Source organism: Desulfotruncus alcoholivorax DSM 16058 (assembly GCF_000430885.1).
GTDB classification, from domain to species: domain Bacteria; phylum Bacillota; class Desulfotomaculia; order Desulfotomaculales; family Desulfallaceae; genus Desulfotruncus; species Desulfotruncus alcoholivorax.
Map to the genome: position 1 here is coordinate 155,678 of NZ_KE387266.1, position 24,917 is coordinate 180,594.

The following is a 24,917-nucleotide window of genomic DNA, read 5'->3' on the forward strand; positions in this document are numbered from 1 at the left end:
GCAGCTAAGGCTACTCAGAGAAATTAGGTATGAGGGAGTAGAGGCGAGAGTTTTTTATTTCTTGCTCTACTCTTTTTTATTTTTTGGTTTGAAGGGATGTGCATTATGAGCGGGAAAAAAGCGGATTTGCTCGTTTGCCACGCCGGTCAATTAATAACAGTAGCCGGGCATTCCGTGCACCCCAAACGCGGTCCGGAACTGGCGGAAATCGGTATTATCAATGACGGAGCGGTGGCTGTCGCCGGCGGGGTGATTATTGCAGTGGGGCCGACGGCCGAAGTGGAAAAACAACTGGATATTGACGATTCCTGTAGGATTATCAATGCTGACGGCAGGGTGGTTTTGCCGGGTTTGGTGGATCCCCATACCCACCTGGTTTTTGCCGGGTCCCGGGAGCACGAGCTGGAAATGAAGATTGCCGGGATGGGGTATCTGGAGATCCTGGCCCGGGGTGGCGGTATCCTTGACACCGTTCGGGCCACCAGGGCCGCCGGCAGGGACGAACTGGTCCAAACCGGCAGGAAGTATCTCGATCAAATGCTGGCCCATGGCACGACTACCGCTGAGGCCAAGAGCGGTTATGGCCTTACGGTGGAGGATGAAATAAAAACACTGGAAGCCATTCGGGAATTAAACGCTGCGCACCCGGTTGATTTGGTGGCGACATTCCTGGGGGCTCACGCCATACCCGCCGAGTACAAAGGTGACCCCGACGGGTTTGTGCGCCTGATTATAGCTGAAATGCTGCCCCGGGTAACCCGGGAGGGATTGGCGGAATTCTGTGATGTTTTTTGCGAGGAAGGAGTTTTCTCAGTGGAACAGACCCGGCAAATCTTGCTGGAAGCGCGCAAGCTGGGGCTGAAGCTGAAAATACACGCCGATGAAATTGTGTCACTGGGCGGAGCGGAGCTTGCCGCGGAACTGGAAGCAACATCTGCCGACCACTTGATGGAAGCATCGGACGAGGGCATCAGGCGGTTGGGACAATCGGAAACGGTAGCCGTGCTGCTGCCGGCCACCACTTTTTGTTTGATGGGTAAAAAATATGCCCCGGCCCGCAAAATGATCGACAGCGGAGTGGCCGTGGCCCTGGCCAGTGACTTTAACCCCGGGAGCAGCCCGGTAAATTCGATGCAGATTGTTATGGGGATTGCCTGCCGTCAATTGAAAATGAATCCGGCCGAGGTTATTTCGGCGGTTACGATCAACGCTGCCCATGCCATAGGCCGCGCCGCGGAGGTGGGCAGTCTGGAAGCGGGTAAAAAGGCCGACCTTGTGGTGTTTGACGCTGCTGATTACCGGTATTTAATGTATCGTTTCGGCACAAATTTAGTTGAAACAGTGGTTAAAGCAGGCCAAGTTGTTATAGGAGGGTAGGTATAATGGCTAAATTGGTGGAATGCGTACCGAATTTCAGTGAGGGACGCCGCCAGGAAGTGGTGAATCAAATAATTGATACCATCAAGGATGTGGAAGGCGTCAGGGTGCTGGACGCATCAACGGATGCCAGCCACAACCGGGCGGTGGTCACCTTTCTGGGAGAACCCGGCCCGGTGAAAAGCGCTGCTTTTCTGGCGGCGGCCAGAGCTGCCGAATTAATCAATATGGAGGAGCACCGGGGGGCGCACCCGCGCATCGGGGCCACTGATGTGATTCCCTTTATTCCCATTGGAGAAACAACTATGGAGGAATGTGTGGGACTGGCGCGGGAATTGGGACGGGAAATCGGGGATAAGCTGGGTATTCCTGTTTATCTGTATGAGGCCGCGGCAACCCGCCCGGAAAGAAAGAGCCTGCCCGCGGTGCGCAAGGGAGAATATGAAGGACTTAAAACAGCAATAACCCAGCCCGGGCGGCGACCCGACTTCGGTCCGCCGCAACTGCACCCAACCGCCGGCGCCACTGCCGTCGGGGCCCGCCCGCCTCTGGTGGCTTATAATATCAACCTGGGCACTCCGGACGTTGCGATAGCCAAGGCCATTGCCAAATCAATCCGGGGCAGCAGCGGGGGGTACCCGAGCATTAAAGCGCTGGGGGTTATGCTGGAAGACCGCCAGATTGCCCAGGTTACGATTAATGTTTGCAACTACAAGGAAGTATCTCTGCACCGGGTATTTGAAACGGTTAAAATTGAGGCCGCCCGTTACGGAGTTAATGTTACCGGCAGTGAAATCGTTGGTCTTTTGCCCATGGAAGCGCTGCTTGACGCAGCGGATTTTTACCTGCGGCTGGAGGGTTTCAATATAAATCAGGTACTGGAAAAGAGGCTACTGGATCAATAATAAGGGTTAATAGTAGAAAGGATGACTCGACAAATGTTAATGGAGATGACGGTGAAAGGCTTTTTGGATGAACTTGCCTCAAAATCCCCCGCCCCCGGTGGCGGAAGTGTTTCTGCCCTGGCCGGCTCTCTGGCTGCGGCGCTGGTTTCCATGGTGGCGCGGCTGACCGGGGCCGAAGCCGGTAACGAAAACATGCGGAGGATTCTTGAGCAAGCCGGCGGCCTCATGGAAAGACTAAGCCGGCATGTTGACGATGACGCCGCAGCTTTCAACCTGGTAATGCAGGCCTACCGGCTGCCCAAACAAACAGAGGTGGAAAAAGAACAGAGGTCTGCGGCAATTCAAGAGGCATTAAAGGGTGCAGCCAGCCACCCGCTGCTGGTGGCCGGAGAATGCCTGCAGGTTTTGGCTTTGTGCCTGGAGGTTGTAACCCTGGGCAATCCCAACGCGCTGAGCGACGCCGGGGTGGCCTCACTTATGGCCTACAGCGGCATAACCGGCGCCATGTTTAATGTAGCGATTAACCTTGAAGGGATTAAAGACCCTGTCTTTACCCAGCAGTCAATGGCGGAGAGGGACAGAATCATGTCCGAGGCCGGCCGCCTTTATGCCGGTATCCAGGCCCTGATGCAAAAGAAATTAGCTTGCATGGTTGAGTGGTAGTGGTATTTTTATATTAATGCAAACAATTTTTGCATCTATTTAACCGGTGATAGGATATTTGTCTTATTGAGTCGAAGTCACTACTGTAAAACTCGATTGATCCTTGAGAAACCGGGGGGTAATCAGTGTGCAGGACGGACTTCCCAATGCCGGCAGACTAGCTGAAACAAGCATAGTTGTTTTTAATCAAGAGCATAAAGTGATATATGCCAGTCCGGGTGTTTTAGATACCATACGGGTTGAACTTCTCCAGCAGGCTGTGCGTAACAAGGCCAGGACTGTAGTTGACAATGAGGACTGTCCCGTGTCGATCAATTATGAACAAGGCGAATTTGACGGGCAGCCTGCCAGCATAGTCAAACTGACAAAAAAAGAAATGGATTGCCAAAAATGGCTGACCCTTTTGAAAAGCACACTGGACGAGGTTCCTGAAGGGATAATTATTACCGACCCGCAAGGTGAAATAATCTACTATAATGAAGCGCTGGAGGAGATGGAAGGGTTAAAGGGCAGCGAGGTGACAGGCAAGCACCTGACCGAGGTTTACCGGGTTACACCGGAGACGAGCGAGCATATGGCTGTTGTGCAAACCGGAGAACCGGTTAAGGAACTGCCAAAGATGTTTTTTACCGCTGCAGGGCGCGAGGTCAACCTGATGGCCAGCACTTACCCGGTGTTTGAACAGGGTAAGGTGATTGGAGCTTTTTCCATCTGCCGCGATGTCACCAGAATAAAGGACCTGTTGAGCCGGAATATTTTATTGCAGAAACAAATGCAGTCGAAGAACCGGGATAACGTTTACAATAATGGAACACGCTATACTTTCAGCAATCTTATCTATGCCAGCCAGACTATGTACAGTATAGTTCGCCAGGCCGAAAAGGCGGCCAAAACCGATTGTGCCGTATTGGTTTACGGGGAAACCGGGACCGGCAAGGAGGTGCTTGTCCAGAGCATCCACAATGCCAGCGCCAGGCAGTTCGAGCCCTTTGTGGGCATCAACTGCGCGGCCATACCTGACACGCTGCTGGAAAGCATACTGTTTGGCACCGTCAAAGGAGCCTTCACCGGGGCCATAAATAGTACCGGGTTATTTGAGCAGGCGGGGGCAGGCACCCTGTTTCTTGATGAGATTAATTCAATGAGCCCCCAACTGCAGGCGAAATTGCTCAGGGTATTACAGGAAAGAACCTACCGCAGGCTGGGTGACAGTAAAGAACTTCCGGTAAACTGCCGTATCTTTACTTCCACCAACCTGGACCCCTTGGAGTGCGTCAGGAAAGGAACTTTAAGGGAAGACCTGTATTACCGCTTTGCCGTTTTTGCTGTTTTTTTGCCCCCCCTGCGGGAAAGGCCTGCAGATATTGAAAGATTAATTTCCCACTTTATGCACAGGTATGGCAGCGTTTACGGCCAGGGCCAGGTTGAGTTGGATCAAGCGCTGAAAGACGCTTTTTTGCGCTACCAGTGGCCCGGAAACGTGCGCGAGCTGGAACATGTTATCGAAAGCTGCCTGGCCATGCTGGATCCCGGTGAAAAAGTGGTATCCTTTGACCATTTGCCTGTTTACGTGCGTCCCAAGTTTGTGCAGAGAAAGAAACTTCCGGTTTTGAACCCGGGCTCGTCCCAAAACACTTTGCATAAAATACTGGAGGAAACGGAGCGGCAGGTTATTGAAAACGTACTGGCAAGTAATAACGGCAACATTACCCGCTCGGCTCAAGAGCTGGGCATATTGCGCCAGAATTTGCAGTACCGGATGCGCCGCCTGGGCATCCGGACTAACGCCAAATAAATAATTAAACGATGGGAGAGATAAAAATGCTGAACAACAAGGAGATAGCGGGGGCCATGACGGTCAAGCTGGACAACGTTCTCCCCGAAATGCCCCAATTCGTTGAAGGCATCAGGAGAGCCCCTGACAGGGGTTTCCGCCTGACGCCCGAACAGACCAAAATAGCCTTGAAAAACGCCTTGCGCTACGTGCCGGAAGAACTTCATGAGCAGCTGGCGCCGGAATTTCTTAATGAGCTGATGACCAGGGGCAGGATCTACGCCTATCGTTTTCGCCCGGAAGGCCGCATCTATGCCCGGCCGATAGATGAATACCAGGGGAACTGCATCGAGGGGAAAGCCTTTCAGGTTATGATCGACAATAACCTGGATTTCGAAGTGGCCCTTTACCCTTACGAGCTGGTGACGTACGGGGAGACCGGCAGCGTTTGCCAAAACTGGCTGCAGTACAGGTTGATTAAAAAATATCTGGAAATTATGACCGGCCACCAGACCCTGGTGGTGCAATCCGGTCACCCGGTAGGCCTTTTCCCGTCCAAGCCGGAAGCCCCCAGGGTAATCATTACCAACGCCCTGATGGTGGGTATGTTTGACAACCAGGACGACTGGGAGATTGCCGAGCAGATGGGCGTTGCCAATTACGGCCAGATGACGGCCGGCGGGTGGATGTACATCGGCCCCCAGGGCATCGTGCACGGAACCTATAACACCATCTTAAACGCCGGGCGTAAAAAATTGGGAGTGCCCCACGACGGGGATTTAAGCGGCCACTTGTTCGTATCTTCCGGCCTGGGCGGAATGAGCGGGGCTCAGGGCAAAGCGGTGGAGATTGCCCGCGGTGTAGGCATTATTGCCGAAGTTGATGCTTCCCGCATCAAAACCAGGTATGACCAGGGCTGGGTCAGCATGGTGTCCGGCAACCTGGACGAAATTTTCAAGACCGCCCATGCCTGTATGGCCAGGCGGGAGCCGCTCTCCATCGCCTATCACGGCAATATTGTGGACCTGCTGGAATATGTGGTGCGGAACAATATTAACGTGGAGCTTCTCTCCGACCAAACCTCCTGCCACGTAGCATACGGCGGCGGCTATTGTCCCCAGGGGATAACTTTTGAGGAAAGGACCAGGCTGCTGGCCACTGATCAGGAAAAATTCCGCCGGCTGGTGGATCAAAGCCTGCGCCGGCAGTATGAGTTGATCAAAACCCTGGTGGAGCGGGGTACTTATTTCTTTGATTACGGCAACGCTTTCATGAAAGCGGTATATGACGCCGGGGTTAAAGAAATAGCCAAGAACGGCGTTGACGAAAAGGATGGTTTTATCTGGCCCTCCTACGTTGAAGATATCATGGGCCCCGAATTATTTGATTACGGTTACGGGCCGTTCCGCTGGGTCTGCCTCAGCGGCAGGCACGAAGACCTGGTGAAAACCGACCGGGCCGCCATGTCCTGCATCGACCCCGGCAGAAGAGGGCAGGACCGGGACAACTACATCTGGATCAGGGACGCGGAAGCCAACCGGCTGGTGGTGGGGTCACAGGCCAGAATTCTGTACCAGGACGCCGAAGGCAGGGTGAAAATTGCCCTTAAGTTTAACGAAATGGTCAGAAACGGCGAAATCGGCCCGGTTATGCTGGGCAGGGACCACCACGACACGGGCGGGACCGATTCGCCCTTCAGGGAAACAGCCAACATCAAGGACGGCAGCAATGTTATGGCGGATATGGCAGTGCAGTGCTATGCCGGCAACGCGGCCAGGGGTATGAGCCTGGTGGCGCTGCATAACGGCGGCGGGGTGGGTATCGGCAAGGCCATCAACGGCGGCTTTGGGCTGGTGCTGGACGGCAGCCGGCGAGTGGATGACATCATCAAGTCGGCTATGCTCTGGGATGTTATGGGCGGCGTGGCCAGGCGCTCCTGGGCCAGGAATGAAAATTCCATAGCCACCGGAATCGAGTTTAACAGAAATTATCAGGGCGCCGGGCACATCACCCTGCCTTACCTGGCCGACGATCAATTAATCAATGAACTTGTCAATAAGACCTTTAATAAATAACAGAAACTGCTCAGGAGTCAGGAGTCAGAATGAGAGAACGGTTTATCGTCTCGAAGTATTCTGAATTATGGCTACTGAATTCTGAATACCTGAATAGTAACAAATAAACCCATACTGTGCGTGGAAAGGGACGTGGTGCCGGTGATAAATAGTGGTTCGGATTTAGTTATGATTAACCTGTCAACCCGGGAGATAACCAGAAAACCTTGTCCCGGGCATGTGATCAAAAACTACCTGGGCGGCAGGGGCCTTGGTGATTACATTTTGTTAAAACACCTGGGCGCGGCAACCGGGCCGCTGGACCCGGAAAATATACTGGTTGTGGCCTCAGGACTCCTGACCGGGTCAAGGATGATCACCACCGGCCGGGTGCATGTCAGCTCCCGGTCACCCCTCACCGGCCTCATCGGCACATCCAATTCCGGGGGAATGTTTGGTTCCGAATTAAAATTGTGCGGAATTTTGGCCCTGGTTATTACCGGCAGGTCCGAGGCACCTGCTTTTATCAAAATCACAGGCGACCAAATAACCATTGAGGATGCTTCCCCGGCCTGGGGCCTGCCAAGACAGGAAGCCGCGGAAAAACTATTGGAGCTGGCCGGGGAAAAAAACGCCAGAGCGGCGCTGATCGGACCCGCCGGCGAAAAACTGGTCAGCCTGGCCTCAATCATGGTGGGGCCTGGGCATGCCTGCGGCAGAACGGGGTTGGGGGCGGTAATGGGCTCCAAAAACCTGAAAGGCATCGTGGTTAAAAAAACTGCTGCTGCCGCGGCCGAAAAAGTTCCGGCTGAGGCAGTCCGGGCCGTTAAGAATTACCTGGCCAAATTAAAGACCCTGCCGGACTGGGAGGAATGGACAACTCTCGGTTCCACGGACAGCGTTATCTGGACTCACCAACTTGGTGCGTGCGGCGCAAAAAACTACTCCCAGGTGACCTTTGACGGCATTGAAACCGCCACAGGGGCCAGTTTTAAAGACATGATCGTTAAATACCGGGGTTGTTATAACTGTCCCGTTCGCTGTAAGGCCACCGTAAAAATCGACCGGGGACGACACAAAGGCTTTGAAGGCGACCGGGGGGAATACGAGCCGCTTTCCACCTGGGGGCCCAAGTGCGGCAACGCAGACGGGCTGGAAAGCATTTACCTGTGCAACTTATGCGACGAGTACGGCCTGGACAGCATCGGAGCCGGGAATGCAGTCGCCTTTGCCATTGATCTTTACGAACGGGGCATACTTACGGTGGGAGATACCGGCGGCCTGGAGCTTACCTGGGGCAATGCCGAATCCATGGAGGAACTGCTGCGCCAAATTGCCGATCGGAGCACGTGGCTCGGCGATGCCCTGGCCCGGGGGATGAAACAAGCCGCCGGGATTATCGGCAGGGGATCAGAAAAATATACCCATACCGTAAAAGGATTAAGCATGACCATTATGGACCCCAGGGGTTTTAAAGGCAGCGGGCTGGGGTATGCCGTATCCAACAGGGGCGCTGATTTCGGCTATGTTTACGCCAAGCCCGAATATGCGTACACCCGTGAGCAGGCATTAAAGGCCTACGGCACCGAAAAAGCCGCCGACAGGCTTGCTGAGGAGGGAAAACCTCCCATGGTGCGGCAGTGTATGCTGGCCAACGCGGTTGTCGATTCTCTCGGAATATGCAAGATTCCCGAATTCGGCATGATAATGGACTTTGACCTGCAGGAAGCGGCGAAACTGGTGACAGCGTTTACCGGCAGCGCCGTTACCGGTGAAGATTTGCTGAAAACCGGAGAGAGAATTGTCAATGCCGAGCGGCTATTTAATTTTAGATATGGCGCTACCGCTAAAGATGATACCTTGCCTGCTAAATTTTTAACTGAACCAATTAAAGAAGGACCATGCCGGGGATCTGTGGTGAACCTGACCCCGATGCTGAAAGAGTTCTATGCCTTAATGGGCTGGCAGGAGGACGGGGTGGTAGGTAAAGATAAAGTAAATCAACTGAATCTGGCAGGCCTTACGGGTGATACGCCCCTGGACCGGTTATGGGAATAATGCAGCCAAATTGGTATGCATGCAATAATTATTTGCATTACTGCCAAGTCGCTGGTGCATTGATTAAGTATGTATTTAACTCTTGTGAAGATGCAATAACACATTGCTGCTATCTAAAAACCCTGGTATCTACCTTGGTCAGGTAAATGTTGTTATATGTAGAATAGTTTTATTGGAGACTATGTTAAAGCTATATCGTTCCGCCTATGTTATTGCGAGGAGTGAAACGACGCGGCAATCCCGAGATTGCTTCGCTACGCTCGCAATGACAAAAGAGTTACGTTCACAAAGACCTAAGTAAGGTAATGAAGAGTTCAAAGGATGGTATAGTTCTTGCATTACATCTGCTTTAAATAAAGTTCATTCACAGTTAAGCTATATAGGAGGGGTTGGACTAATGCTCATTGTAGGAGAACTCATCAATACCAGCCGCAAACTGATTAAGGAGGCAGTAGCTAATAAGGACGCGGATTATATCAAGGATATCGCCAGGCGTCAGGTTGAGGCAGGTGCCGGTTACGTGGACGTCAACTGCGGAACGCTGGTTCATGAAGAAGTGGAAACAATGGCCTGGCTGGTAAATACGATCAAAGAGGCTGTAGATGCGCCTTTGTGTATAGACAGCCCCAGCCCGAAAGCTTTGAAGGCGGGATTGGAACTGGCCGGTAAGGGGCAGCCGATGGTAAATTCCATTACTGCTGAAAAAGAGCGCTATGAAAGCGTGCTGCCGCTGGTGCTTGAATATAAAGCCAAGGTTGTGGCTTTATGCATGGATGACAGCGGTATGCCCGAAACAGCGGCACAGCGTATTGTCATAATTAAAAAGCTGGTTAAAGATCTTACCGCTGCGGGTGTCCCCCAGGACGACATTTACCTGGACCCTCTGGTTAAGCCGGTGGGAGTCAGTGACGGGGCCGGCCTTGAGGTTTTGGATACGCTGCGCTTTATTAAAGCTGATTACCCTTCCGTGCATATTATCTGCGGGCTCAGTAACATCAGCTTTGGTCTGCCCAATAGAAAGGTGCTGAACCGGTTATTCATGGTCCAGACTATGACGGCAGGTATGGATTCATACATCCTTGACCCCCTGGATAAAACCATGATGGGCTTTTATTACGCCTCCCAGGCGCTGTTGGGCAAGGACCCTTATTGCATGCAGTACCTTAAAGCGCACCGTGCCGGTTTGTTCACCGAATGATTTGATTTGTAAATATAGAACTTGTTTTGGATCTCCGCATAGCTTATAATTAAATTGACATACAACTGAATTTTCTCGGTGTTGTGCCGGTTTTCTACTCAAAGAAATTGAGATGAGAGGGAGTAGAGGGCGAGTTTAATCGTGCTCTGCTCCTTTTTTATTTTTATAATTGGAGGATGACAGAAATGATAGAGACCAAAAGCGCTGTTGATTATATCTCAATTGATGGTGAAAGCCTCTCCCTGGAACAAGTTATTTCCGTTGCCAGAGGCAGTACGCCGGTGAAACTGCATGTGTCCGGTAAAGCGAAACTGCTGAAATCAAGAGGGGCTGTTGAAAAAATACTGGCGGGCGACCAGGTGGTTTACGGTGTAAACACAGGCTTCGGCAAATTTAGCGATGTTACCGTGTCTGCAGAAGACAGAAATACGTTGCAAAAAAATATCATTATGAGCCACGCGTGCGGGGTTGGGGAACCGCTGCCGCGGGAAGCGGTTAGGGCGATGATGCTGCTGCGGGCAAACTCACTGACCAAGGGTTTCTCCGGTGTTCGGCTGGAAGTGGTGCAATTGCTTTTGGATCTGCTTAACAACAATATTCACCCGGTGGTCCCGTGCAAGGGTTCCGTTGGTGCCAGCGGCGACCTGGTCCCCCTGGCCCACATCGCCCTGGCCATGATCGGCCTGGGTGAAGTGGAGTTCCATGGCCGGGTGTTGCCGTCAGCGGAAGTATTTAAACAGGTTAAGCTGCACCCGGTTACCCTTTCGGCCAAAGAAGGCCTGGCCTTAATTAACGGCACGCAGTATATGAGCGCGCTGGGCTGCCTTGCTGCGTATGATGCGCTGGAACTGGTCAAGGCATCGGCTATTTCCGCTGCCATGACTTTTGAAGCACTGGAGGGATTGCCCAATGCCTTTGACCCGAGAATCCACGATGCGCGCCCGCATAGCGGCCAGAAACGCTGTGCCATGGCGATGCGACGGTTACTGGACGGCAGCGAATTAATGATTAGAAAAAACCACAAAAGGGTGCAGGATGCCTACACCCTCAGGTGTATCCCCCAGGTTCACGGGGCATCGCTGGATGCTGTTGATTATGTTAAAAAGGTTTTGGAAACTGAAATTAATTCTGCCACGGACAACCCGCTGATCTTCCCCGACGCTGGGGACGTCATCAGCGGTGGGAATTTTCACGGGCAGCCGCTGGCCCTTGCATTGGATTTTTTGGCCATGGCGGTTTCCGAGCTGGGTAGCATCGCCGAGCGGCGGATCGAAAGGCTGGTCAACCCGGCATTAAGCGGGCTGCCTCCATTTTTAACTGAGCGGGGTGGCTTAAATTCAGGCATGATGATTCTGCAGTATGCCGCCGCATCACTGGCCTCGGAAAACAAAGTGCTGGGGCACCCGGCCAGCTTGGATTCGATTCCCACCTCGGGCAACCAGGAAGACCATGTCAGCATGGGGTCTATTGCCGCCAAGAAAGTGGGAACGGTCATTGACAATGTTTCCTGGATTATAGCCGGGGAAATGCTGGCTGCTGCACAGGCCTTGGATTTCGCCAGGCACACGATCGGCAAGGGGGCCCAGGTGGCCCGGCGCCTGGTGCGGGAAGTAGTGCCCCACTGGGATGAGGACCGGATTTTATACCGGGACCTCCACAATGTTCACGATTTGCTGCTTACCGGTATGGTTAACCGGAAGGTGGAAATGGAAGTGGGGCTTTTGGTATAGACGTCACAGGCGGTGGGTAAACATATCCGGCTGTTTTGCTCAACTCCGTTGCTTCTATTTGGTGCAAAAAGTTCTGCGCAGAACTCAAATGTGTTGGCAACTGTGCAGGAAAAATAACAAACAATTACGAACCAATTATTAAAATACTCTCCGTCCGTGTGGGCTGTAAAAAGTCTTTTGCCACCTGTTGAGTATTGTGCCCTCCGGCCGGGATGAACACAAACGGTTTTAATAATTGATTCGGAAAGAGGTGATTGGACAAGCAGCATATGGCGCGCAGGCTTCAAGATTGATCACTGATCATTTTGAAGTATATACCTCAAAGACGCATAATTTTAATTTTTTTGAAAGGAGAACTGCCTGTGAAAAAAAACCAGATCCTTTTATTGGTGGCTATTTTTGCAGTTTCTTTACTTATCGCCGGTTGCGGCGGGAAACAAGCCGGTACCAAGGAGCAAGCAGGCGACGATTCATGGAATAAAATTAAGGAAAAAGGGGAATTTGTCATAGGTTTGGACGATAATTATCCCCCTGCAGGATTTCGTGATGAAAACGGTGAGCTTGTTGGCGTTGATATTGACTTAGCCAAAGAAGCCGCTAAACGGTTAGGCGTAAAAGCGGTGTTCAAGCCGGTACAATGGGATGGCGTGCTGATGAATCTAAAAAATGGTGATATTGATCTCATCTGGAATGCCCTGGGTATTACTCCTGAAAGACAGAAGGAAATTGGTTTTACTGACAGTTATATGGAAGATAGGAATATTATTGTGGTAAAATCCGGTTCTCCCATTAAGACCAAGGCGGATTTAGCCGGTAAAGTTATCGGGCTTCAATTAGGCAGTACGGCGGAACCTGCGGTTCAGAACGACCCAATATCTTCAAAAATTAAAGAAATCAGGAAGTTTGAAAGCCCTACCCAAGCCTTGATGGATTTGGATGCCGGTCGTATTGATGCTGTGGTTACCAATGAAATGAACGCTCGTTATTTGATTACCTCAGAAAAAACTGCTGATAAGTTTTATGTTTTGACAGCGGAAGAAGGCGACTTTGGTAAAGAGCCGTATGGCGTTGGTGTGCGCAAGGAGGATAAAGCCTTCCTGGCTGAGCTGAACCGTGTTCTCAATGAAATGAAAGCCGACGGTACGGCAGCTAAAATCAGTGAAAAATGGTTTGGGACAAATATCATTAAGTAGTAAAAATAACAAGTAATTAAAATATAAGGAATAGGAAGTAGTGGCAAATACTTCCTATTCCTTATTTTGGAGAACAACAGACAAGCATAAGGGGATATGGGAAAACCATGGATTACGTTCTAACAATATTACCCGTTCTTTTAAAAGGCCTGCAGCTATCGCTAACGGTTTATGTTATGGTGATGTTTTTAATTTTTCCTCTGGCGATTCTGGCAGCTATCGGTAAAGTAGCCGGTCCCCAATTAATTAAAAAAATTCTATTTTTATACACCTGGATTTGGCGGGGTACACCATTGTTGCTCCAATTGTTCTTTATTTATTTCGGTTTGCCTTACTTTGGCATTAAATTATCCCCCTTAACTTCTGTGATCATTGCTTTTGTATTAAATGTGGGAGCTTATGAAACAGAAATAATCCGGGCAGGGATTGAATCCATAGACAAAGGGCAGTACGAAGCCGCCAAGGCTCTGGGAATGACTTATCCGCAGACTATGCGCCGCATCATTATACCTCAAACTATTAGAAGGGTGCTGCCTGCTACCTGCAGTGAAGCCATTCTCACCTTTAAAGATACGGCTCTGGTTGCGGCTATTGGTATGGGTGATCTGCTTCGTTCTGCCAAGGAAGTAGTTACTACAGATTTTAAAATTACTGCCTTTTTTGTAGCCTTTGCCATATATTTAATGATTTCTTCCATTTTGGTTCAGTTGTTTACCAGAATGGAGAAGAAGTATTCCATATATGAATAAGAGTGCCGTACCCTTTGATTCAACACGACTGAGCTTTATTGATAGTCAATTATAAGGGGATAAGAAAAACAATGGATCATCTGGATTATGTTCTAAAAATACTTCCGTTTATTTTGTCAGGCCTGAAGTTAACGGCAAAAATCTACGTGGCAACTTTGATTTTTGCTTTGCCTTTAGGTCTTTTGGCCGCTATCGGCAAGGTAACCGGCCCGAAAATTATTAAGTCGATATTATTCTTATATACGTGGATTTGGCGGGGTACACCCTTGTTGTTCCAATTGTTCTTTATGTACTATGCCCTGCCTGTAATCGGCATCAGGTTTTCCCCTTTTGTCGCGGCGACTGTTGCCTATGTTTTAAACTATGGGGCATATTTAACCGAAATTTTTCGGGGAGGCATAGAATCCATAGAGAAAGGTCAATATGAAGCCGCCAAAGCCCTGGGGATGACTTACCCCCAGACTATGCGCAGGATCATCATTCCCCAAACCGTTAGGCGAGTTTTACCTCCCATCTGCAGTGAGGCTGTTAATTTGGTGAAGGATACCGCCCTTCTGGCTGTTGTTGGTATGCCGGATTTACTGCGTATTGCCACCCAGATTTTCACCCGGGATTTCAATATTATTCCATTTATTGTGGCTTTTGTTCTGTACTTAATCATTTCTTCTGTCCTTGTCAAACTGTTTGGCAAATTAGAGAAGATGCATTCGATTTATGAATAGGGGGGTGCAGCAAATGACGATGATTCGTATGAGCAATATTCACAAATATTTCGGAAGCCTTCATGTTTTGAAAGGGGTATCTTTGGAAGTAAATAAAGGGGAAATTGTATCCGTTATTGGCCCCAGCGGTTCAGGAAAAAGTACTTTGCTCCGCTGCATGAATCAATTGGAAAAAATAGACGGGGGAATTTTAGAGATAGAAGGTCTGGTGGTGGAGGCGGCGGGAAATGTGGGAGTTAAGGTGTCTGCCAGCCAGCAACAAGTAAGGGATACTTATCGGAAAATGGGTATGGTGTTTCAAAGTTTTAATCTTTTTCCCCATATGACAGCCTTGGAAAATGTAATAGAGGCTCCGATAACCGTAAATAAAATGGCCAAAACCGATGCCGTAAAAATCGCCGAGAGGCAATTGGCAAAGGTTGGCTTGCTGGATAAAAAAGATACCTATCCCTCCAAGTTATCCGGTGGACAAAAACAGAGAGTGGCTATTGCCAGAGCCCTGGCTATGGACCCGGATATAATGCTTTTTGATGAACCGACATCGGCTTTAGACCCGGAGTTGGTAGGGGAAGTGCTTGGTGTAATTAAAAAGCTTGCCGAAGAGCATATGACCATGCTGATAGTAACTCATGAAATGGGGTTTGCCCGGGAAATATCCGATAGAATAATTTTTATGGATAACGGGGAGATTCTGGAGGATGCCAGCCCCAAAGAGTTTTTTGAAAAACCACGGCATCCAAGGATCAAAACTTTTTTGGAAAAGATGTTATAAACACCGGGCTAAACGTAATGACCGTTTAAACGCATATCTGGAACAAAAAGATCTGTTCATTTATGCCATTGGTACAGTTTTTGCGAATAAAATTTTAAAATAATTTTGAATATCTGCTGGTTACCGTTGATTTGTTCCGCGGTTTATATCCGTTGCTTCATTTGTAATGCAGCCGGGATAGCGTTTAGCTTCAAGTTTCAGTTGGGAGCGCCGGTTGCAAGTAACGTGATAATTTTTCTGGTTGGTACCGGTGCAAATAATTGTTGCTTGCATAATATTTTTGCACTTTTAAACACCCCGTCTCAGTTACTTTATTTGACAATTGCAAGATAATTATGCGGCTGGACAACTTTTTGCCGGAAGGAACAGTAATTAAAACCTGCACAGCAGGGCCGGAGCCCGGTATGGGCAGTAATTGCGCATGCGAACCATTAAGTAATGATTTTAATTGGAAAGTGCAGCAGAAACACAATATTTAACCAGGTACACAAGGTTGAAAGCGGGTGAGTGTTTGAATTACATTGAATATATGATCAGGAATTTCAGTATGATTATGGAATACACTGAAAACCACTTTTCCCTGGTCTTGGCGGCGGTAATTATTTCATTGCTGCTATGGGTTCCGGTTGGTGTATTAATTACCAGAAACGAAAAATTGGCGAGCATGGTTTTAAATATTGCCAACACAATATTCTGTATTCCCAGCCTCTCCCTGTTTGCAGTGATGGTTACCATCCCTGCTTTGGGACTGGGCAGGCGGTCTGCCCTGGTGGCCCTGGTGCTGTACTCAATGATGCCCCTGGGGCGAAATGTTTACCAGGGAGTAAAGGTTGTCGATAAAAGTGTAATTGAGGCGGCCAGAGGCATGGGTATGAACTCGTGGAGGATTTTATGGGAGATACAGCTTCCGCTGGCCACGCCGGTAATTTTTGCCGGATTCAGAATTGCCGTTGTTATGACTACAGGCATTGCGGCAATCGCCACATACATTGGAGAGAGAAATTTAGGGCGGCTTATAGCAGAGGGCCTGACCAGATTCAATATTGAAATGATTGTTTCGGGAGCATTGCTGATCGCTTTAATAGCCATAGCCCTGGATACAGTGCTTGGGATCATAGAGAAACAAATTGTTCCCAAGGGCCTCAAAGTACGCAGAAGCTAACTTGAATATTATCGTTCCTGTGACTTGCAATGCGGAAGATTTTTGCCGGTAAGGGGGAAACAAGTTGATTGAACTAAAGGAAGTAACAAAAATCTACACGGGGCAATCTGTTCCGGCGGTTGATAGTTTGACCATGAAAATTGAAAAAGGAGAAATCTGTGTTTTTGTTGGGCCGTCCGGCTGTGGAAAAAGTACCACTTTGCGTATGATCAATCGAATGATTGAACCAAGTTCAGGGACAATTTTAATAGATAATAAAAACATCAAGGATAGCGATCCGGATAAACTCAGAATGGGCATCGGGTATGTGATTCAACAAATCGGCCTGCTGCCGCACAGAACAGTAGCGGAGAACATTGCCATAGTGCCGCGTTTACACGGCTGGCCCAAAGATAAAATCAACCGGCGGGTGGATGAACTGCTGGTGCTTATCGGACTCGACCCGGAAACAACCAGGAGCAAGTTTCCCTCCCAGTTAAGCGGCGGCCAGATGCAGCGAATCGGCGTGGCACGCGCCATGGCGGCGGACCCTCCCGTCATGTTGATGGACGAGCCATTCGGTGCTGTTGACCCCATTGCCAGAAACCATTTACAGGATGAATTCCTGCGCCTGCAAAGAGAGATTAAAAAAACAATTGTCTTCGTAACCCACGATATCAATGAAGCGATTAAAATGGGAGACAAAATTGCTATTTTTAATAGGGGCCGGCTTGTGCAGTACGGTACCCCTCAGGATATTTTGTCCCGGCCGGCAAATGATTTTGTAGCTGATTTTATAGGCTATGACAGAGTTGTTAAGATGCTGAGCTTGTTCAGGGTGGAAGATATTGCCAGGCCGGTGGGCTGTACCATTGAGCCAAATGAACTTCCCAACGCCTGGAATAAGATGCAGGATTATCAAGCTGCTGTCTGTTTCTTAATTAATTCAGCCGGGGAGCCGTCCGGCTTTATCACCGGGGATGACTTTTTAAAGCAGGGTAAAGATGCCTCTCCCGATGTGCTCAATAAGATTGCCGGCCAAAGAAAGAGAGCGTTTGTCGAGGGGGATGTTTTATTGCGGGATGCCTTGTCTCTTATTTTAGAATTTAATACGGAATATCTTGGAGTTCTTAGCGGCAACCGGGTGGTTGGAGTTATCTCTTTAGGGGACATCAGAAAGCATGCCAGTAAGAAAGAGGGCGATTAGATGGACTGGATGCGTGTTAAGCAAGCCCTTTTGGAGAGAGCGCCTGAGGCCCTGGGTGTGCATATAGTGATGGTATTGGTTACCATCAGTATTGCCATTGCCATTTCGGTGCCGCTGGGTGTTTTGTTAACCAGGCCGAAATACAAGAACCTTGGCGTTGTTGTCTTAAATATTTTAAACTTATTGCAGACGATACCTGGTCTGGCAATAATCGCGTTGACCATGCCCTTTCTGGGCTTGGGCTTAAAGCCAACCATTTTTGCATTAACCGTTCAGGGGCTTTTGCCCATTGCCAGAAATACCATAGCTGGTCTGTACGGAGTTAGCCCGGATGTAAAAGAAGCTGCGCTTGGTATGGGCATGTCACATAAAAAGATTTTATATGAGGTTGAGCTGCCCCTGGCCATGCCAATCATATTGGCCGGTGTAAGAACCGCTACGGTATATGTGGTCAGCGTAGGCACCCTGGCCGCTTATATCGGCGGCGGCGGCTTGGGCGACTTGATTGTGACGGGACTGGCCATGTTCTGGCCTGAATTTTTAATTGTCGGCGCCGGGCTGGGAGCGATACTGGCTATTTCACTGGACAGGCTTCTGGCATATGTGGAATATAGGATAACTCCCCCTGGATTGGGGACTTGATCATATAGGATTTTGAATAATTGCTTGGGAAAGAGGTGATTGAACAAATTGTATCTGCATCTGGAGGTATTTAAAAAATTAATTAATGATTAAGGGAGGAAGAACTTAGTGAGAAAAAGATCTGTTTTATTAGCTCTGGTGGCTGTCCTCGCGTTGTCAATGGTGGTATTGGCAGGCTGCGGCGGCGGTGGCGGAGGCTCCAAGGGCAAGGATAATGCGTCATCCGGCGAAAACAAGCCGACTATTGTTATAGGATCCAAAACCTTCACAGAGGCTCTGTTACTGGGCACCATGACTTACCAGTACCTTGATTACCTCGGCTACCCCGTGGAAAACAAAGTTGGTCTGGGCGAATTGGCTGTAATCAGGCCCGCTCTGGAATCCGGCCAAATCAATTGCTACTGGGAATATACCGGAACTGTACTGATTAATGTTATGAAACACGACCCCAGCTTTGATTCGGAGGAAAGTTACAAGCTGGTAAAAGAATGGGATGCAAAAAACGGCATTATCTGGTTGGACTATACACCGATGAACGATACTTATGCCATTATGGTCAGGAAAGACATAGCCGACAAGTATAACCTGAAGACAACTTCCGACCTGGTTAAAGCCATCAACGGCGGCGCGCACTTCAAGTTTGCATCGGCTCAGGAATGGGTTGAGCGGCCCGATGGTCTGCAGCACTTTGAAACCGTTTACAATTTTAAATATCCTAAACAAGATATGGTAAACCTGGCGCTGAACATGGGCTATGAAGCTCTTAAAGCGAAACAGGCTGATACCGGACTGGCCTTTACCACAGATGCCAGAATTGGTGCTTACAACCTGGTTGCGCTGGAAGATGACAAGCATGCGTTCCCGGTTTACAACGCAGCACCGCTATTTAGAAAAGAGATCCTTGACGCCTATCCCGACATCCCCGGGCAAATGAAAAAGCTCAGCTCGCTGCTGGACAACGAAACGATCATGCAATTAAATAAGGCTGTTGATGTTGACAAGAAGAGCGTTGACGAAGTATCCAAGCAGTTCCTCACCGAAAAGGGACTGATCAAGTAACAAATAATTAATTATTGATATTTGTAACTACTCAGGAGTCAGAAGTCAGGAGTCAGGTGTCAGGAGTCGGAATGAGAGAAACGGCGAAAACATTTTCTCGGGACATTCTGGATTCTGACTACTAAATTCTGAATACCTGAATAATAACGTTATTTGTAAAATTCAGGCCTTGGTTTTCCCGCCGGCGAGGTGCGCAGGTGGGAATCAAGGCCGTAATTTTGCCGGATGTCAACTCCAGCAGCACTCAATCCGGGGAGGTTAATCTATGCAGTTGTTAAATGACTTTATGAAAATTATCCAGGCTCCCGATTTTGTCCAGCCATATATACATTTTTTTGCTTCGGAAAAGGAAATGCAGCTGGTAGTATTATTAAATGAACAAAAATTGACCGGGCAGGAAATTGCAACACTGCTGCAGGAGCCTGATGAGGACGTAAAGTTTTTGCTTGAACAGGCTTACCGGCGTCATATCATCAATAGAACTGTAGAAGACGGTGTTGCCGTTTACAGCGCGGGTGATTTTTATAACCGTTTGGACAGTCACAGCTTATACGGAAATTATTATGTTATTCCCAAAAAAATACGCAGTAAGCTGGATGAATGGTGTTTTGAGGAATATCTCAAGCGGCACGAATATTTCAGCAAGGTCATTAACAGCGAGCCTGAATACGACAATTGCCACAACGAATGGGTGCTGCTTTTAAATGAAGTGGAAGAAATGATTGACGCCTCCACCAAAATCAAAGTTGTTCCCTGCAACTGTAAAATGATGGCGGATAACTGTGATTATTCAAGAGAGATATGCATCTTCTTTGATGATAAAATTGATGACAGAACCATAGGTAGGGAACTTACCAGGGAAGAAGCCAAGGATCTGGTTCGTAAGCTGGACAAGGAAGGGTTGATGCATACCGGTGGTCCCCACAACTGGCGGGAAAAGGGGCCCGGTGTCGTTTGCAACTGTTGTGCTTGCTGCTGTTATCCTTTCAGGGCGGCAATAAAACTTGGTACCAAGGGCAAGTGGCCCAAGTCCCGGTACGTGGCTAAATATGATGCTGAAAAGTGCCGGTCCTGCGGGTTATGCGTCAAGCGGTGCCACTTTAATGCTTTTTATTTTGACGGTTCTAATATTGCATTTAACAACGAACTCTGCTGGGGGTGCGGGCTCTGCGCCAATACGTGCCCCTCGAAAGCAATAACGCTTGAAGAGCTTGCAGGTACAAAGTAATTTGAGACCGGTGTCGTGCACAGCGATGGAATATGCCAAAAAATTTTGCACCATTTTCAATGACTCACAGGCTTCCATAGTGCATATAAATTTTGCGTCCGGCGACTTCTATATGTCATTGCGAGGAGTGAAACGACATGGCAATCCCCATTCAAAGAAAGGGGACACACATTGCGCTCGCAATGACAGTTCCTTGTCAAACATAATTGGGTGGTGTAAAAATGCCCGTGCAGATGAAACTGATTAAGCATGGGTTATTGTTAATTGTTTGGTTGGCATAATACTTGCAAAAATATTTTATGACTACGGTTCTATGACGCTCTTAAAAAATGTAAATTAACGTTTGGCGTTTAAAGGTTCGCCCGGCGGAAAATTATAAGGAGGTTTTGGGATATGGAAAAATTCCTGTCTAATTACGATGAACAGGTCACGCCACGGCTGAAATGGGTAACCGAAACCCAGTTGGAACAGATCCATTATGCTTCGTTGGAAGTGTTGGAACGCACCGGCATCAAGGTACAGCATCCACAAGCACTGGCATTGCTTAAAGATGCGGGATGCATGGTTAAAGACGACTTGGCCCGGATACCCGGCTGGCTGGTGGAAGAGTGCCTGCGCCTGGCGCCCAAGCGGGTTGCCGTCGCCAACAGGTTGGGGGAGCGGGTTATGCCTCTGGAAAAAAACAGGGTCTATTATGGAACCGGCTCAGACCTTCCTTTTACCATTGATATTGAGACTAAGGAGAGAAGAACCTCCAGCAAGCGTGATGTGGTAGAAGCCGCCAAGGTTATGGACTTTTTGCCCAATTATGATTTCATTATGAGTTACGCCATTGCCTCGGATACGAACCCCGCGGTCAGCGATTTACACCAGTTTGAAGCGATGACCGCCAATACCGGCAAGCCGGTTATTTTTACCGCTCACAATGCCGAAAACACCGAGGCTTTGATCGAAATGGCCGCGGCCTGTGTGGGCGGAGAGGACAATCTCAGAAAGAATCCATATATCATACTATATTCGGAGCCTATATCTCCGCTGGTACATACCCTGGACGGGGTCGGCAAAATGTTCAAGTGCTTCGAGTATGATGTGCCCGTGGTCTACACGCCCGGCGTGCTGGCCGGTGCCACCACGCCTGTCACCAAGGCGGGCTGCATCACCTTGATGAACGCCGAGGCCCTGGCGGGTGTTGTCATGGCCCAGCTGTTCAAGAAAGGCTCCCCCATAGTCATTGGCGGCGGGGCCACCCCCATGGATATGAGGACAACCACAACTCTGTACGGAGCTCCGGAAACATCAATGAATTACGCAGTTATGACCCAGCTGGCCCAATTCTACGGCCTGCCCAACTTTACCGAGGCCGGTTGCGTCAACGCGCCGGTGCCCGATGTGCAGGCCGGTGTGGAAGCGGCCATGTCCATCCTGATGACCCAGCTGGAAGGGTGCAACCTGGTGCATGATGTCGGTTACCTGGAAGGCGGCAAAACAGGTTACCTGCCATTCCTGGTGATCTGTGACGATATTATCGACATGGCCCGCTACACCGGCAGGGGGACCAATACATCGCCCGAACACCTGGCGGTCGACTGCATCGACCAGGTTGGCCCCGGCGGCAATTACATGGGCCACGAACATACCTTTAAACACTTCAGACAAGAAATCTGGAACCCCCGTTACTTTATCAGGTACCACTGGGAACAGTGGGAAGCCAAGGACAAAAAGCTGCCCATTGATCTGGCTCTGGAAAAAGTAAAAGACATCCTGGAAAAACATCAACCTGCGGCTTTGCCCAACGGTGCCGCAGAGGAAATGCAGGCAATCATCAAGCGCAGAGAGACCGAGTGCGCCGGTTAAGGAGGCGGTCCAAATATGAGGTATGCAAGTAAAAAAGGGGCGGGAATAGCCTTCAGGACGCTGACAGCAGAACAAATTAAAGAAATTCACAGCGCCAGTTGCCGTATTTTAAATGAGGTGGGGGTAATTGTCCACCACGACGAAGCAGCGGAACTGCTCAAAAAGGCCGGGGCCTATACCGATGCGGGCGGCCGGACCTACCTGTCCGACGCTTTGGTGGAATGGGCCATTCGGACGGCGCCCTCCAGGGTGACCATTTATAACAGGCTGGGAGCCCCGGCCATGTTTCTGGAAGACTCCAATGCCTATTTCGGCACCGGCTCGGATACTTTGATGTATATTGACCCCGCCGGCGGGGAAAGGCGTCCCTGGAACAGGGAAGACGTAGCGGCTGCGGTGCGTCTGGTTGACAACCTGCCCCAGCTTGATTTCGTTATGTCCATGGGTTTGCTGAGCGATGTGGACAAACGCATGATTTACCGCGAGCAGTACGCCCTGATGCTTAAAAACAGCGTCAAGCCCCAGGTGATTATTGCCGAGGACAGGTCCACGGTGGACGATATTTTTGCCATGGCCGCGGCTGTCGCGGGCGGGAAAGAAAAATTGATGCACCAGCCGCTGTTTGCCTTATACACCGAACCAACTTCTCCGCTGCAGCTGCCCTTTGAGTCGGTGGATAAATTACTGGCCGCGGCGGAATATAAAATTCCGGTCAACTTTGCCTGCGGCGCCCTGGCCGGAGCGTCCACCCCGGTCACGGTGGCCGGGACAGTGGCCCAGGCCAACGCCGAGGCCCTTTGCGGCCTGGTGATTCACCAGCTGAAGAACCCGGGGGCACCGTTCCTTTACGGCTACGGTGATTCACCCCTTGATATGCGCACGATGCAGGCGATTTACGCCGTGCCGCACGCGCTGCTGCTGCAGGGCTCACTGTGCGACCTGGCGCGCTTCTATGCGCTGCCTTCTTGGGGCTATGCCGGCTGCAGCAGCTCCAAGATGTGTGATGAGCAGGCGGTGATTGAGGCGACCATGTTTACACTGATGGGTGCCCTGCAGGGCTGCAATTTAATGCATGACGTGTTCTACATTGAATCGGGGTACACCGGATCGGTGGAACTGCTCGTTTTGACCAATGAAGTAATCTCCCGGGTCAGGAACATGCTCCAGGGAGTGGATACCAGCCCCGAGTACATGGCTGTGGAGGCGGTAAAACGGGTCGGCCCCGGCGGAAACTTCCTGGGAGACGAACATACAGCCCGTCATTTCCGGGAAACCTGGCAGCCCGATCTTTCTGATTTCAACAGTTACGATGCCTGGGCGGCAGCCGGCGCAAAGAGTATGGGGCAGCGGGCCAGAGAAAAAGCCCGGCAGATTATGGCCACGCACCAGCCGGTTCCGGTTTCCGCCGAGGCGGAACAGGAAATTGAACGAATTCTGCGTGATGCCGAAAAAAGGCTTTGCGTTTAAATAAAGGATCAGCTAGATTTTTATACAGGAGGGTGTAATCATGAGTAAATACCAGGAATTAGCCAACGCTGTAATCAAAGGAGACACGCAACAGGTAAAACAAATTACCCAGCAAATGCTGGATGCGGGTGAACAACCGCTGGCCATTATCAATGAAGGCCTCATCCAGGGACTAAACGAAGTTGGGATACGCTTCAAGGAAGGCGAAATGTTCGTTCCGGAAATGATGATGGCAGCCCAAGCGATGAAGGGCGGCGTGGAACTGGTGAAGCCCCTGATGGCTGGAACAGACATGCCTACAGCGGGTACAGTTGTGATTGGAACTGTTAAAGGGGATTTGCACGATATCGGCAAAAACCTGGTGATAATGATGATGGAAAGCAGCGGGTTCAACGTGGTCGATTTAGGGGTAGATGTTCCCGTTGATAAATTCATCCAGGCCGTTAAGGACCATAAACCGCAAGTGGTGGGGATGTCAGCCCTGCTGACCACCACCATGCCGGTAATGAAGGAAGTAATTAATGCTCTGGATAAAGAAAACCTGCGCAGTGCCGTTAAGGTTGTTATCGGTGGAGCCCCTGTTTCCAAAGAATATGCGGACGAAATCGGCGCCGACGGCTATGCTGGTGATGCAGTGGTAGCCACAGAAATGTGCAAGCAGTTGCTTAATTAATAATACCCCCTCATTTTATAAGAACGCTTCTCTATTTGGAGCGTTCTTTTTTATATTTACAGGCGTCCCCTTGTCCTTTTCAGCCGGGTTTCAATAATTATCATGTAGACGTAACTCAATATTTAAAATAAAATTATTTAAAATAGTCTAAATAGGGCTTGCTGAACGAAAAAAAATCCAATAATCTCAAGGATTTGGGAGCATATTTGTCGAATTAATATGCATGGAAAATGCGTCAAATAATGCAAAAACCTTGCACCTGGAGGTAAAATATGTTCCGTAAATTGGAAAAGCAATACTATCTCGAAGAATTCATACTCCCATTTGAAGGTAAACTTAAGGCCGACAATCGCTGGGTGAAACTTTCAAAAATTATCCCTTGGGATACCATCGAAGACCGCTACGCAGAACATTTTCCCGGCAGACGTGGCCAGGTGGCCAAACCTGTACG

General features: G+C 49.6%; 20 protein-coding genes and 1 pseudogene. All 21 read left to right on the top strand.

The annotated features are described in order from the left end of the window. The first annotated feature begins 105 nt into the window (after positions 1-105). Positions 106-1,377, top strand: a complete 1,272-nt coding sequence (hutI, locus tag H569_RS0117940; RefSeq protein WP_027366103.1) for an imidazolonepropionase — start codon at positions 106-108, stop codon at positions 1,375-1,377. Between the two features lie 5 nt (positions 1,378-1,382). After that, entirely contained in the window at positions 1,383-2,282 is a 900-nt protein-coding gene (ftcD, locus tag H569_RS0117945) for a glutamate formimidoyltransferase (protein ID WP_027366104.1), read from the top strand. Positions 2,283-2,315: 33 nt separating this feature from the next. Continuing rightward, positions 2,316-2,945, top strand: a complete 630-nt coding sequence (locus tag H569_RS0117950) for a cyclodeaminase/cyclohydrolase family protein (protein WP_027366105.1) — start codon at positions 2,316-2,318, stop codon at positions 2,943-2,945. A 127-nt stretch (positions 2,946-3,072) separates the two neighbouring features. Next, positions 3,073-4,740, top strand: a complete 1,668-nt coding sequence (locus tag H569_RS0117955; RefSeq protein ID WP_238492598.1) for a sigma-54 interaction domain-containing protein — start codon at positions 3,073-3,075, stop codon at positions 4,738-4,740. 26 nt (positions 4,741-4,766) lie between these two features. Beyond that, positions 4,767-6,794 (top strand): urocanate hydratase, encoded by a 2,028-nt coding sequence (locus tag H569_RS0117960; RefSeq protein WP_027366107.1) that lies wholly within the window; start codon positions 4,767-4,769, stop codon positions 6,792-6,794. 141 nt (positions 6,795-6,935) lie between these two features. Continuing rightward, positions 6,936-8,831, top strand: a complete 1,896-nt coding sequence (locus H569_RS0117965) for an aldehyde ferredoxin oxidoreductase family protein (RefSeq protein WP_238492599.1) — start codon at positions 6,936-6,938, stop codon at positions 8,829-8,831. Between the two features lie 397 nt (positions 8,832-9,228). Further along, entirely contained in the window at positions 9,229-10,029 is an 801-nt protein-coding gene (locus tag H569_RS0117970; protein WP_027366109.1) for a methyltetrahydrofolate cobalamin methyltransferase, read from the top strand. Positions 10,030-10,214: 185 nt separating this feature from the next. Further along, positions 10,215-11,759 (top strand): histidine ammonia-lyase, encoded by a 1,545-nt coding sequence (gene hutH / locus H569_RS0117975; protein WP_027366110.1) that lies wholly within the window; start codon positions 10,215-10,217, stop codon positions 11,757-11,759. 362 nt (positions 11,760-12,121) lie between these two features. After that, positions 12,122-12,952, top strand: coding sequence for an amino acid ABC transporter substrate-binding protein (locus H569_RS0117980; RefSeq protein WP_027366111.1), 831 nt, complete (start codon positions 12,122-12,124; stop codon positions 12,950-12,952). 107 nt (positions 12,953-13,059) lie between these two features. After that, on the top strand, positions 13,060-13,701 hold the full coding sequence (locus tag H569_RS0117985; protein ID WP_027366112.1) for an amino acid ABC transporter permease: 642 nt from the start codon (positions 13,060-13,062) through the stop codon (positions 13,699-13,701). Positions 13,702-13,772: 71 nt separating this feature from the next. Continuing rightward, positions 13,773-14,423, top strand: a complete 651-nt coding sequence (locus H569_RS0117990) for an amino acid ABC transporter permease (protein WP_034631291.1) — start codon at positions 13,773-13,775, stop codon at positions 14,421-14,423. A gap of 13 nt (positions 14,424-14,436) precedes the next feature. After that, positions 14,437-15,195, top strand: a complete 759-nt coding sequence (locus H569_RS0117995; RefSeq protein WP_027366114.1) for an amino acid ABC transporter ATP-binding protein — start codon at positions 14,437-14,439, stop codon at positions 15,193-15,195. A 511-nt stretch (positions 15,196-15,706) separates the two neighbouring features. Further along, positions 15,707-16,357: an ABC transporter permease gene (locus H569_RS0118010; RefSeq protein WP_027366115.1), complete on the top strand. Its 651-nt coding sequence runs from the start codon at positions 15,707-15,709 to the stop codon at positions 16,355-16,357. A 64-nt stretch (positions 16,358-16,421) separates the two neighbouring features. After that, positions 16,422-17,543 (top strand): ABC transporter ATP-binding protein, encoded by a 1,122-nt coding sequence (locus H569_RS0118015; protein ID WP_027366116.1) that lies wholly within the window; start codon positions 16,422-16,424, stop codon positions 17,541-17,543. Continuing rightward, positions 17,544-18,185, top strand: coding sequence for an ABC transporter permease (locus H569_RS0118020; RefSeq protein ID WP_027366117.1), 642 nt, complete (start codon positions 17,544-17,546; stop codon positions 18,183-18,185). A gap of 108 nt (positions 18,186-18,293) precedes the next feature. Continuing rightward, on the top strand, positions 18,294-19,244 hold the full coding sequence (locus tag H569_RS0118025; protein ID WP_027366118.1) for a glycine betaine ABC transporter substrate-binding protein: 951 nt from the start codon (positions 18,294-18,296) through the stop codon (positions 19,242-19,244). A 265-nt stretch (positions 19,245-19,509) separates the two neighbouring features. Next, on the top strand, positions 19,510-20,472 hold the full coding sequence (locus H569_RS0118030; protein WP_027366119.1) for a 4Fe-4S binding protein: 963 nt from the start codon (positions 19,510-19,512) through the stop codon (positions 20,470-20,472). Between the two features lie 393 nt (positions 20,473-20,865). Further along, positions 20,866-22,326, top strand: coding sequence for a trimethylamine methyltransferase family protein (locus H569_RS0118035; RefSeq protein ID WP_027366120.1), 1,461 nt, complete (start codon positions 20,866-20,868; stop codon positions 22,324-22,326). A 15-nt stretch (positions 22,327-22,341) separates the two neighbouring features. Then, complete coding sequence (locus tag H569_RS0118040; RefSeq protein ID WP_027366121.1) at positions 22,342-23,793, top strand: trimethylamine methyltransferase family protein; 1,452 nt, start codon at positions 22,342-22,344, stop codon at positions 23,791-23,793. A gap of 40 nt (positions 23,794-23,833) precedes the next feature. Then, positions 23,834-24,466 (top strand): cobalamin B12-binding domain-containing protein, encoded by a 633-nt coding sequence (locus H569_RS0118045; RefSeq protein WP_027366122.1) that lies wholly within the window; start codon positions 23,834-23,836, stop codon positions 24,464-24,466. A 272-nt stretch (positions 24,467-24,738) separates the two neighbouring features. Beyond that, positions 24,739-24,917, top strand: a pseudogene (locus tag H569_RS23765) (IS5/IS1182 family transposase); the annotation flags it as partial.

Coding starts and splice junctions, on each gene's coding strand:
- H569_RS0118045 (WP_027366122.1), top strand. CDS start 23,834: ATGAGTAAATACCAGGAATTAGCCAACGCTGTAATCAAAGGAGACACG.
- H569_RS0117985 (WP_027366112.1), top strand. CDS start 13,060: ATGGATTACGTTCTAACAATATTACCCGTTCTTTTAAAAGGCCTGCAG.
- H569_RS0118035 (WP_027366120.1), top strand. CDS start 20,866: ATGGAAAAATTCCTGTCTAATTACGATGAACAGGTCACGCCACGGCTG.
- hutI (WP_027366103.1), top strand. CDS start 106: ATGAGCGGGAAAAAAGCGGATTTGCTCGTTTGCCACGCCGGTCAATTA.
- H569_RS0117990 (WP_034631291.1), top strand. CDS start 13,773: ATGGATCATCTGGATTATGTTCTAAAAATACTTCCGTTTATTTTGTCA.
- ftcD (WP_027366104.1), top strand. CDS start 1,383: ATGGCTAAATTGGTGGAATGCGTACCGAATTTCAGTGAGGGACGCCGC.
- H569_RS0117995 (WP_027366114.1), top strand. CDS start 14,437: ATGACGATGATTCGTATGAGCAATATTCACAAATATTTCGGAAGCCTT.
- H569_RS0118040 (WP_027366121.1), top strand. CDS start 22,342: ATGAGGTATGCAAGTAAAAAAGGGGCGGGAATAGCCTTCAGGACGCTG.
- H569_RS0118020 (WP_027366117.1), top strand. CDS start 17,544: ATGGACTGGATGCGTGTTAAGCAAGCCCTTTTGGAGAGAGCGCCTGAG.
- H569_RS0118030 (WP_027366119.1), top strand. CDS start 19,510: ATGCAGTTGTTAAATGACTTTATGAAAATTATCCAGGCTCCCGATTTT.
- H569_RS0117950 (WP_027366105.1), top strand. CDS start 2,316: ATGTTAATGGAGATGACGGTGAAAGGCTTTTTGGATGAACTTGCCTCA.
- H569_RS0117970 (WP_027366109.1), top strand. CDS start 9,229: ATGCTCATTGTAGGAGAACTCATCAATACCAGCCGCAAACTGATTAAG.
- hutH (WP_027366110.1), top strand. CDS start 10,215: ATGATAGAGACCAAAAGCGCTGTTGATTATATCTCAATTGATGGTGAA.
- H569_RS0117960 (WP_027366107.1), top strand. CDS start 4,767: ATGCTGAACAACAAGGAGATAGCGGGGGCCATGACGGTCAAGCTGGAC.